Consider the following 9,527-nt stretch of genomic DNA (forward strand, 5'->3'; position numbering starts at 1 on the left):
TTATTTGCGTCGGGTGCACCGGTGATTTTCGGGTGGCTGGCAGGCAATTTTCAACTCAGGTAGGATCGGCGCACTCGTAAAAAATATAAAACAGAGGTTCCAGGATGGCGAACACCCCCTACCCCCAGTCGTATTACGCCGCGTCCGCGAATGCGGCACCGCCACGCCCGGTACTGCAAGGTGACGTCGAAACCGATGTGTGCGTGATTGGCGCCGGCTACACCGGCCTTTCCAGCGCGCTGTTTCTGCTGGAGAACGGTTTTCGCGTCACCGTGCTGGAAGCCGCCAAGGTGGGGTTTGGTGCGTCGGGCCGTAACGGCGGGCAAATCGTCAACAGCTACAGCCGCGACATCGATGTGATCGAGCGCAGCGTCGGCCCCAAGCAAGCGCAGCTGCTGGGGCAAATGGCGTTTGAGGGCGGCAGGATCATTCGCGAGCGCGTGGCCAAATATCAGATCCAGTGCGACTTGAAGGATGGCGGCGTGTTCGCCGCCCTCAACAGCAAGCACATGGGCCACCTGGAATCGCAGAAACGCTTGTGGGAACGCTACGGGCATACGCAACTCGAGTTGCTGGACGAACGCCGTATCCGCGAAGTGGTGGCCTGTGACAACTATGTCGGCGGCTTGCTCGACATGAGCGGCGGGCACATTCACCCACTCAACCTCGCACTGGGCGAAGCGGCTGCCGTTGAATCCCTGGGCGGCACGATCTACGAGCAATCGGCCGCGGTGCGCATCGAGCGCGGCGCGAACCCGGTGGTGCACACCGCCGAAGGCAAGGTCAGGGCCAAGTTCATCATCGTCGCGGGCAACGCTTACCTGGGGAACCTGGTGCCGGAGCTGGCGGCCAAATCGATGCCTTGCGGCACGCAAGTCATCACCACGGCACCGCTGGGTGATGAACTGGCCAAGACGCTGCTGCCCCAGGATTATTGCGTCGAAGACTGCAACTACTTGCTCGACTACTACCGCCTCACCCGCGACAAGCGCCTGATCTTCGGCGGCGGGGTGGTGTACGGCGCACGTGACCCGGCCAACATCGAAGCGATCATCCGCCCGAAGATGCTCAAGGCCTTCCCGCAACTCAAGGACGTGAAAATCGATTACGCCTGGACCGGCAATTTCCTGCTGACCCTGTCGCGCTTGCCGCAGGTGGGTCGTCTGGGCGACAACATCTATTACTCACAAGGCTGCAGCGGCCATGGCGTGACGTACACGCACCTGGCAGGCAAGGTGCTGGCGGAGGCACTGAGAGGTCAGGCGGAGCGTTTTGATGCGTTTGCCGACCTGCCGCACTACCCGTTCCCGGGCGGGCAACTGTTGCGCACGCCGTTTGCGGCGCTGGGCGCCTGGTATTACGGGTTGCGGGACAAACTGGGGTTCTGAGTACGCAGTGGGAGCCGGCTTGCCGGCTCTTGCAGCAGAAAGCCAAATCGCAGAAACAAAAAACCCCGGTCTTTCGACCAGGGTCTTTGCTATCGGATCAAAGTCAGCCAAAGGCTTTCTTTGTGCTTCAAGGCGTTCAGTGGGCCTTGAGGCAGATATGGCGCAGCGGACGGGACTCGAACCCGCGACCCCCGGCGTGACAGGCCGGTATTCTAACCGACTGAACTACCGCTGCGTATCGCTTGACCAGCTGAGCGTAAACCCTCAACTGTCTTTAAACATCTGATCGATCAGCCTGGGCTGTTCAATCTCAAGCTCGACATGTCGAACCTGGAAAATATGGCGCAGCGGACGGGACTCGAACCCGCGACCCCGGCGTGACAGGCCGGTATTCTAACCGACTGAACTACCGCTGCGCGTCGGTGCAACCTTTAACGTTGCGTCTTGCCCTAGGGCAAAACTCTCAAGAAGTGGTGGGTGATGACGGGATCGAACCGCCGACCCTCTGCTTGTAAGGCAGATGCTCTCCCAGCTGAGCTAATCACCCTTTGCTTCGTTGAGGCCGCGAAATTTACGCAGGTAGCGGACCTAAGTCAATAGCCTGCTTGAAGTTTTTCTGAAAAAGACAAAATTGCTTCAAGACGGCTATCTGCCCTACTCGCTGTAAATCATCTTCTTGCTCATGCCACCGTCCACCACAAACTCTTGCCCGGTGACAAACCCCGCCTGGCGCGACAGCAACCACGCCACCATCGCCGCCACGTCTTCAACCGTACCCACCCTGCCCGCCGGATGCTGGGCATGGTCGGCATCCGTCAAAGGCTCGGCACGTCGGGCCGCCGGATCACGCGCATCGATCCAGCCAGGGCTGACGGCATTGACCCGCACCTCCGGCCCCAGGCTCATGGCCAAGGCATGCGTCAGGGCCAGCAGGCCGCCCTTGCTCGCCGCATAGGCCTCGGTGTCCGGCTCCGACTGACGCGCCCGGGTCGACGCCAGGTTGACGATGGCACCGCCATGGGCACGCAGGTACGGCGCGCAGTGCTTGGCCAACAGCATCGGCCCACTGAGATTCACCGCCAACACGCGGTTCCAATACGCCAGGTCGAGGCTTTCCAGGGTGATATTGCGCGGGTCGGCCACGGCCGCGTTGCACACCAACGCGTCCAGCCGCCCGAACTGCCCCAGTACTTCTGCGACACCTTGGGCCACTTGTTTCTCGTCGGCGACGTCCATGGTGATAAACCAGGCATTGTCGCCCAGCACCTTGGACACCTTGGAGCCGCGCTCGCGATCAAGGTCGGTCAACACCACTTGCCAGCCTTCGCTGATCAGCCACGCCGCGATCCCGAGACCAATGCCCCGCGCCGCGCCCGTCACCAGTGCGACGCGGCCGTTACCGACCGCCGCAGCATCCATGGACCACTCGATCACAAGGCCGCCAGCCCGCGGGCCAGGTCTGCCTGCAAGTCGGCCACATCTTCCAGGCCCACTGCGATGCGGATCAGGCTGTCGCGAATGCCGGCCGCTTCACGCTCTTGCGGCGCCAGGCGACCATGGGAGGTGGTGCTCGGGTGCGTGATGGTGGTCTTGCTGTCGCCCAGGTTGGCGGTGATCGAAATCAAGCGAGTGGCGTCGATAAAGCGCCAGGCACCCTCTTTGCCGCCCTTCACTTCGAAGCTGACCACGGCGCCGAAACCACGCTGCTGGCGCTGGGCCAATTCGTGTTGCGGGTGGCTCTTGAGGCCGGCGTAGTGCACTTTCTCGATGCCATCCTGCTGCTCCAGCCACTCGGCCAGGGCCTGGGCATTGGCGCAATGGGCCTTCATGCGCAGGCTGAGGGTTTCCAGGCCCTTGAGGAAGATCCAGGCGTTGAACGGGCTCAGCGTCGGGCCGGCGGTGCGTAAGAAACCCACCACTTCTTTCATCTGCTCGCCACGTCCAGCCACCACGCCGCCCATGCAACGGCCCTGGCCGTCGATGAACTTGGTGGCCGAGTGCACGACGATGTCTGCGCCCAGCTTCAACGGCTGCTGCAATGCAGGCGTGCAGAAGCAATTGTCGACCACCAGCATCGCGCCCTTGGCGTGCGCCACTTCGGACAATGCGGCGATGTCCACCAACTCGGCCAGCGGGTTGGACGGCGACTCGACGAACAGCAATTTGGTGTTGGCCTTGATCGCCGCATCCCAACCGGACAGGTCTGCCAGCGGCACGTAGTCCACTTCAATACCGAAGCGCTTGAAGTACTTCTCGAACAGGCTGATGGTCGAACCGAACACACTGCGTGACACCAATACATGGTCGCCAGCGCTGCACAAGCTCATCACAACGGCGAGGATGGCCGCCATGCCGGTCGCCGTGGCCACCGCCTGCTCAGCGCCTTCGAGGGCAGCAATACGCTCCTCGAACGCACGAACGGTCGGGTTGGTGTAGCGCGAGTAGACGTTGCCCGGCACTTCACCGGCAAAACGCGCGGCGGCGTCGGCGGCGGTGCGGAACACATAGCTGGAGGTGAAGAACATCGGGTCACCGTGCTCACCTTCCGGGGTACGGTGCTGGCCGGCGCGCACAGCCAGGGTATCGAAAGCTACGCCATCGAGGTCGCTGTCCAACCGACCGGCATCCCATTCCTGACTCATGCTGCGACTCCTTACTCAATTCTTTATTTAAGATACAAAACCGGCCCCTCAGGGCCGGTGTTTACTCAGTTGTTGTACAGATCGATGATCGCGCTGACCGCCTGGGTCTTGATCTTCGACGAGTCGTTGCGCGCCTGTTCGATCTTGTTCAGGTAAGCCTCGTCGACATCGCCGGTCACGTACTTGCCGTCGAACACGGCGCAATCGAACTGCTCGATCTTGATCTTGCCGCCGCCAACCGCTTCGATCAGGTCCGGCAGGTCCTGATAGATCAGCCAATCGGCGCCGATCAGGTCGGCCACATCCTGGGTCGAACGGTTGTGGGCAATCAGCTCGTGGGCGCTCGGCATGTCGATACCGTACACGTTCGGGTAACGCACAGCTGGCGCAGCAGAGCAGAAGTACACGTTCTTGGCACCCGCTTCACGGGCCATCTGAATAATCTGCTTGCACGTGGTGCCGCGTACGATGGAGTCGTCCACCAGCATCACGTTCTTGCCGCGAAATTCCAGCTCGATTGCGTTGAGCTTCTGGCGAACCGACTTCTTACGCGCCGCCTGGCCCGGCATGATGAAGGTACGGCCGATGTAGCGATTCTTGACGAAACCTTCGCGGAACTTGACGCCCAAATGGTTGGCCAGCTCCAACGCAGCGGTACGGCTGGTGTCCGGAATCGGGATTACCACGTCGATGTCGTGCTCAGGACGCTCGCGCAGGATTTTCTCGGCCAGCTTCTCGCCCATGCGTAGACGCGCTTTGTATACCGAAACGCCGTCGATGATCGAATCCGGACGCGCCAGGTAGACGTGTTCGAAAATGCACGGGGTCAGTTTCGGCGCAACAGCGCACTGACGGGTGTGCAGCTTGCCGTCTTCGGTGATGTACACCGCTTCGCCCGGGGCCAGGTCGCGGATCAGGGTGAAGCCCAGCACGTCCAGGGACACGCTTTCGGAGGCGATCATGTACTCGACGCCTTCGTCGGTGTGACGCTGGCCGAACACGATCGGGCGGATGCCATGCGGATCGCGGAAACCGACGATGCCGTAACCGGTGACCATGGCCACGACCGCGTAACCACCGACGCAACGGTTGTGCACGTCAGTCACGGCGGCGAACACGTCTTCTTCGGTTGGCTGCAGCTTGCCGCGCTGGGCCAGCTCGTGGGCAAACACGTTGAGCAGCACTTCCGAGTCGGAACTGGTGTTGACGTGGCGCAGGTCGGATTCGTAAATCTCCTTGGCCAGTTGTTCAACGTTGGTCAGGTTACCGTTGTGCGCCAGGGTAATGCCGTAAGGCGAGTTGACGTAAAACGGTTGAGCTTCGGCCGAGGTCGAGCTACCGGCAGTCGGGTAACGCACATGGCCAATACCCATGTGCCCGACGAGGCGCTGCATGTGACGCTGATGGAACACGTCACGCACCAGGCCATTGTCCTTGCGCAGGAATAACCGGCCGTCGTGGCTGGTCACAATACCGGCAGCGTCCTGGCCGCGGTGCTGGAGGACGGTTAGCGCGTCATACAGCGCCTGATTCACGTTCGACTTACCGACGATACCGACGATGCCACACATGCGACGCAACCCCTACTTAATGAATCTTGACTGAACACTGCTTACTGAGGCGTTTTGGCCGGCAAGAGGTGTTCCTTGAACGGAAGATCAGCGGGTACGCTGATTCCGCTGGCCAGCCACTGACTGCTCCACCCCAGAATGAGGTTCTTGGACCAATCTGCAACCAATAGAAATTTTGGCACGAGTACCGACTCCTGCCACCACGAATCCTGCTGTACCGGCCCCAGGCTCAACAGCCCGACCGCCACGACCACCAGCAACGCGCCACGCGCAGCGCCGAAGGCCATGCCGAGAAATCGATCGGTCCCGGAGAGGCCGGTGACACGTATCAACTCGCCAATAAGATAATTGACCATTGCCCCCACCAGCAGCGTGGCGATGAACATGATGGCGCAGCCCGCGATGACGCGAGCCGAAGGTGTCTCGATGTAACCGGCCAGGTAAACCGACAATGAACCACCAAACATCCAGGCTACGACTCCTGCGATGATCCAGGTCAGCAACGACAGTGCTTCTTTTACGAAGCCGCGGCTTAGACTGATCAAAGCGGAGATGGCGACGATTGCAACGATCGCCCAATCAACCCAGGTAAATGGCACAGTGCAGCCTACGTACGGATAAGGCGGCGCATTTTAGCAGAGCGCCGGGCTGTCGGTAAGCTGTGATTGCGGGTGCGTTGCAAATCAATGGGTTGAGTAGGGCGAAGACCCCCTCAGGACCACCAAATACAATGTGGGAGGGGGCTTGCCCCCGATAGCGATGGGTCATCATCAGAGATGCTGACTGACCTACCGCCATCGGGGCAAGCCCCCTCCCACATTGAGTGCATTCCAAGCTGAAACGGGGGTGAAATCAGCCGCGCTCAGGCTGAAAACGCACCACAAAGCCATTCAGGTTCTGCTGGCGACCCAGCAAGTCGCGCAGACGATCGGCCTCGGCGCGCTCGATCAGCGGCCCGATAAACACGCGATTCTTGCCATCGGCACTGCGGATATAGGCGTTGTAGCCCTGAGCACGCAGCTTTTTCTGCAAGGCTTCGGCGCTCTCGCGATTGGCCAGGCTGGCGAGCTGGATCGACCAAGTGATCGGCAGGCCATTGGGATCGATACGGCTTTGACCAACGTCCGGCTTGCCCGGCGCGGCAGGTTGCGGAGCAACCGGCTTGGGCGCTGGTGCCGGCGCGGCCGGCTTGGCCGCAACCGCAGGCGCTGCCGGAGCGGGCGCAGCTGCAGGTGCGGGCTTGACCACCGGCACACTCGGCTGCACCGGCATGCTCGGCGCCTGCTGCGCAGCCACATCCGCATCACTCGGCACAGGCTCCTCAGGCAACGCCTGCGGCTCGGGCACCACCACCGGCTCGACCTGAACTTGCGGTACCGTCGGCGCCTGGGGCGCAGCCGGCGCCTCAACGACTACCTGGCGCTGCTCGTCCTGACGCGAAAACAGCATCGGCAGAAAAATCACCGCCAACGCCACCAGCACCAGGGCTCCAACCATTCGCTGCTTGTATGCGCTATCCAGTAATGCCATGTGCAGCTTCCTCCGTGGAGCGCCGGGCCAACCACTCTAGCGCCTCGGCAACACAATAAAATGATCCGAACAACAGAATCTCGTCCTCGGCCGTTGCCACCGCACACTGCGCTTCAAGCGCGGCGGTGACGCTTGCATACGACGCCACTGGCGCACCAAGGTTCTGCAAGGCCGTTTCCAATTCAGCGGCCGGCCGACTGCGCGGCGTATCCAGCGGCGCAACCGCCCAAGCCTGGACATTGTCCAGCAACGGCGCAACCACGCCGTCCAGGTCTTTGTCAGCCAACAGCCCGAACACCGCCAGGCGGCGACCCACCGGCGGCGTGCGCGACAGGCGTTGTGCCAGGTACTCGGCGGCATGCGGGTTGTGCCCCACATCCAGCAGCAGGTTCAGGCGCTTGCCCTCCCACTCGAAGGTGCGACGATCCAGGCGCCCGACCACCCGAGTGGCCAGCAATGTCGCGGCAATCTGCTCGGCATGCCACGGCAGATCCAGCAGCAGGTAAGCCTGCAACGCCAGCGCAGCGTTTTCCATCGGCAGGTTCAGCAGCGGCAGATCATGCAGCTCTACCACCTGGCCGCGCGCATCACGCCCACGCCATTGCCAATGTTGAGCACCGATGTCGAGATTGAATTCGCGGCCGCGCAGGTAAAACGGGCAATCCAGCTCGCGCACCTTGTCGAGCAAGGGTTGCGGCGGGTCCAGATCACCACACAGGGCAGGCTTGCCCTGGCGGAAGATCCCGGCCTTTTCATAGGCCACCGACTCGCGGGTATTGCCCAAGTAGTCGGCATGGTCGACGCCAATGCTGGTGACCAGCGCCAGGTCGGCATCCACCACGTTGACCGTGTCCAGACGCCCACCCAGGCCGACTTCCAGGACAACCACATCCAATTGCGCACGCTCGAACAGCCAGAACGCCGCCAGGGTGCCCATTTCGAAGTAGGTCAGGGAAATTTCGCCGCGCCCGGCATCCAGTGCGGCGAAGGCTTCGCAGAGCAGCTCATCAGTGGCTTCTACACCATTGAGCTGCACCCGCTCGTTGTAACGCAGCAGGTGCGGGGAATTGTAGACGCCGACTTTCAGCCCTTGGGCTTGCAGCAGCGCCGCGACAAAGGCACAGGTAGAGCCTTTGCCGTTGGTGCCGGTCACCGTGATCACACGCGGTGCCGGCCGGCCCAACCCGAGGCGGGCCGCTACCTGTTGCGAGCGCTCCAGGCCCATGTCGATGGCTGACGGATGCAACTGCTCAAGGTAGGCGAGCCATTCGCCCAGGGTACGTTGGGTCATAGGTTTGCAGGCACCGGCGGTACAACGATCGGTTCGACTTTAGGCGCGACGTACACAGGCGTCGGCAGACCCATCATTTGCGCCAGCAGGTTACCCAGGCGTGGACGCAGCTCGCCACGGGCAATGATCATGTCAATCGCGCCGTGCTCCAGCAGGAACTCGCTGCGCTGGAAACCTTCCGGCAGTTTTTCGCGAACGGTCTGCTCGATCACGCGCGGGCCGGCAAAGCCGATCAGGGCCTTGGGTTCGCCGACAATCACGTCACCCAGCATCGCCAGGCTGGCGGAAACGCCGCCATAAACCGGGTCAGTCAGCACGGAGATGAACGGAATGCCTTCTTCACGCAGACGCGCCAGTACCGCGGAGGTCTTGGCCATTTGCATCAGGGAAATCAGTGCTTCCTGCATGCGCGCGCCACCGGAGGCGGCGAAGCAGATCATCGGGCAACGGTTTTCCAGGGCGTAGTTGGCGGCACGTACGAAACGCTCACCGACGATGGCGCCCATGGAGCCGCCCATGAAGGAAAACTCAAACGCCGACACCACAACCGGCATGCCCAGCAACTTGCCGCTGACGGAAATCAGCGCGTCCTTTTCACCGGTCTGCTTTTGCGCGGCGGTGAGGCGATCCTTGTACTTCTTGCCATCGCGGAACTTGAGCCGGTCAACCGGCTCCAGGTCAGCGCCCAGCTCGGCACGGCCATCGGCGTCGAGGAAAATGTCGATGCGGGCGCGGGCGCCGATACGCATGTGGTGGTTGCACTTGGGGCAAACGTCCAGGGTCTTTTCCAGCTCCGGGCGGTAGAGCACCGCGTCGCAGGATGGGCACTTGTGCCACAGACCTTCAGGAACCGAGCTTTTCTTCACCTCGGAACGCATGATCGAAGGGATCAGTTTGTCTACTAACCAGTTGCTCATGCTTTCTTTCTCCAGTACCGGTGGCTTGAACACAGCCCCGCGTATGCCCTTGAGCTAAATTCATATGTGGCGATGACACAGGCTGGACGGGGTCAGACGTTCGACCAGCCACTTCCTGCCTGTATCCTCAGCCTTCCAGACAACCTGCAGCGCGGGTTGTCACTACATTTCCGGGCCTCCCGCAGGCG

8 protein-coding genes and 3 tRNA genes are annotated in these 9,527 nt (G+C 61.6%); 1 reads left to right on the forward strand and 10 read right to left on the reverse strand.

Going from position 1 to position 9,527, the window contains the following annotated elements:
• Positions 1-104 precede the first annotated feature (104 nt).
• The gene (locus AB5I78_RS19375) at positions 105-1,388 is read left to right on the forward strand and encodes an FAD-binding oxidoreductase (protein ID WP_145165825.1); all 1,284 of its coding nucleotides are present in this window, start codon (positions 105-107) and stop codon (positions 1,386-1,388) included.
• 158 nt (positions 1,389-1,546) lie between these two features.
• Here the strand turns inward: AB5I78_RS19375 and AB5I78_RS19380 are convergent.
• The 10 genes from AB5I78_RS19380 to accD form a co-directional block, all read right to left on the reverse strand.
• Positions 1,547-1,623: transfer RNA gene (locus AB5I78_RS19380), tRNA-Asp, on the reverse strand.
• Positions 1,624-1,728: 105 nt separating this feature from the next.
• Positions 1,729-1,804 (reverse strand) — tRNA-Asp (locus AB5I78_RS19385).
• A 55-nt stretch (positions 1,805-1,859) separates the two neighbouring features.
• A tRNA-Val gene (locus AB5I78_RS19390) sits at positions 1,860-1,935 on the reverse strand.
• Between the two features lie 107 nt (positions 1,936-2,042).
• Positions 2,043-2,807, reverse strand: coding sequence for an SDR family oxidoreductase (locus AB5I78_RS19395; protein WP_106576690.1), 765 nt, complete (start codon positions 2,805-2,807; stop codon positions 2,043-2,045).
• Positions 2,808-2,818: 11 nt separating this feature from the next.
• Positions 2,819-4,030, reverse strand: coding sequence for an O-succinylhomoserine sulfhydrylase (locus AB5I78_RS19400; RefSeq protein WP_099583998.1), 1,212 nt, complete (start codon positions 4,028-4,030; stop codon positions 2,819-2,821).
• A gap of 65 nt (positions 4,031-4,095) precedes the next feature.
• Positions 4,096-5,601 carry an amidophosphoribosyltransferase gene (gene purF, locus AB5I78_RS19405; RefSeq protein ID WP_058426877.1) on the reverse strand — a complete coding sequence of 502 codons (1,506 nt, stop codon included), beginning with the start codon at positions 5,599-5,601 and terminating at the stop codon, positions 4,096-4,098.
• Positions 5,602-5,642: 41 nt separating this feature from the next.
• On the reverse strand, positions 5,643-6,200 hold the full coding sequence (locus AB5I78_RS19410) for a CvpA family protein (RefSeq protein WP_003192538.1): 558 nt from the start codon (positions 6,198-6,200) through the stop codon (positions 5,643-5,645).
• A 253-nt stretch (positions 6,201-6,453) separates the two neighbouring features.
• Positions 6,454-7,131, reverse strand: coding sequence for an SPOR domain-containing protein (locus tag AB5I78_RS19415; RefSeq protein ID WP_262210364.1), 678 nt, complete (start codon positions 7,129-7,131; stop codon positions 6,454-6,456).
• Positions 7,115-8,422 carry a bifunctional tetrahydrofolate synthase/dihydrofolate synthase gene (gene folC, locus AB5I78_RS19420; protein ID WP_369301079.1) on the reverse strand — a complete coding sequence of 436 codons (1,308 nt, stop codon included), beginning with the start codon at positions 8,420-8,422 and terminating at the stop codon, positions 7,115-7,117. The genes AB5I78_RS19415 and folC overlap by 17 nt, the downstream gene beginning before the upstream one ends.
• Positions 8,419-9,339 (reverse strand): acetyl-CoA carboxylase, carboxyltransferase subunit beta, encoded by a 921-nt coding sequence (gene accD / locus AB5I78_RS19425; RefSeq protein ID WP_106576687.1) that lies wholly within the window; start codon positions 9,337-9,339, stop codon positions 8,419-8,421. The genes folC and accD overlap by 4 nt, the downstream gene beginning before the upstream one ends.
• Between the last annotated feature and the right edge of the window lie 188 nt (positions 9,340-9,527).

The organism is Pseudomonas sp. N2-3-1-14, assembly GCF_041228395.1.
Lineage (GTDB): Bacteria > Pseudomonadota > Gammaproteobacteria > Pseudomonadales > Pseudomonadaceae > Aquipseudomonas.

What these genes read in the sequence shown, in the direction of transcription:
- AB5I78_RS19375 (WP_145165825.1), top strand. Translation starts at nt 105, where the DNA reads ATGGCGAACACCCCCTACCCCCAGTCGTATTACGCCGCGTCCGCGAAT.
- AB5I78_RS19395 (WP_106576690.1), bottom strand. Translation starts at nt 2,807, where the DNA reads ATGGATGCTGCGGCGGTCGGTAACGGCCGCGTCGCACTGGTGACGGGC.
- AB5I78_RS19400 (WP_099583998.1), bottom strand. Translation starts at nt 4,030, where the DNA reads ATGAGTCAGGAATGGGATGCCGGTCGGTTGGACAGCGACCTCGATGGC.
- purF (WP_058426877.1), bottom strand. Translation starts at nt 5,601, where the DNA reads ATGTGTGGCATCGTCGGTATCGTCGGTAAGTCGAACGTGAATCAGGCG.
- AB5I78_RS19415 (WP_262210364.1), bottom strand. Translation starts at nt 7,131, where the DNA reads ATGGCATTACTGGATAGCGCATACAAGCAGCGAATGGTTGGAGCCCTG.
- folC (WP_369301079.1), bottom strand. Translation starts at nt 8,422, where the DNA reads ATGACCCAACGTACCCTGGGCGAATGGCTCGCCTACCTTGAGCAGTTG.
- accD (WP_106576687.1), bottom strand. Translation starts at nt 9,339, where the DNA reads ATGAGCAACTGGTTAGTAGACAAACTGATCCCTTCGATCATGCGTTCC.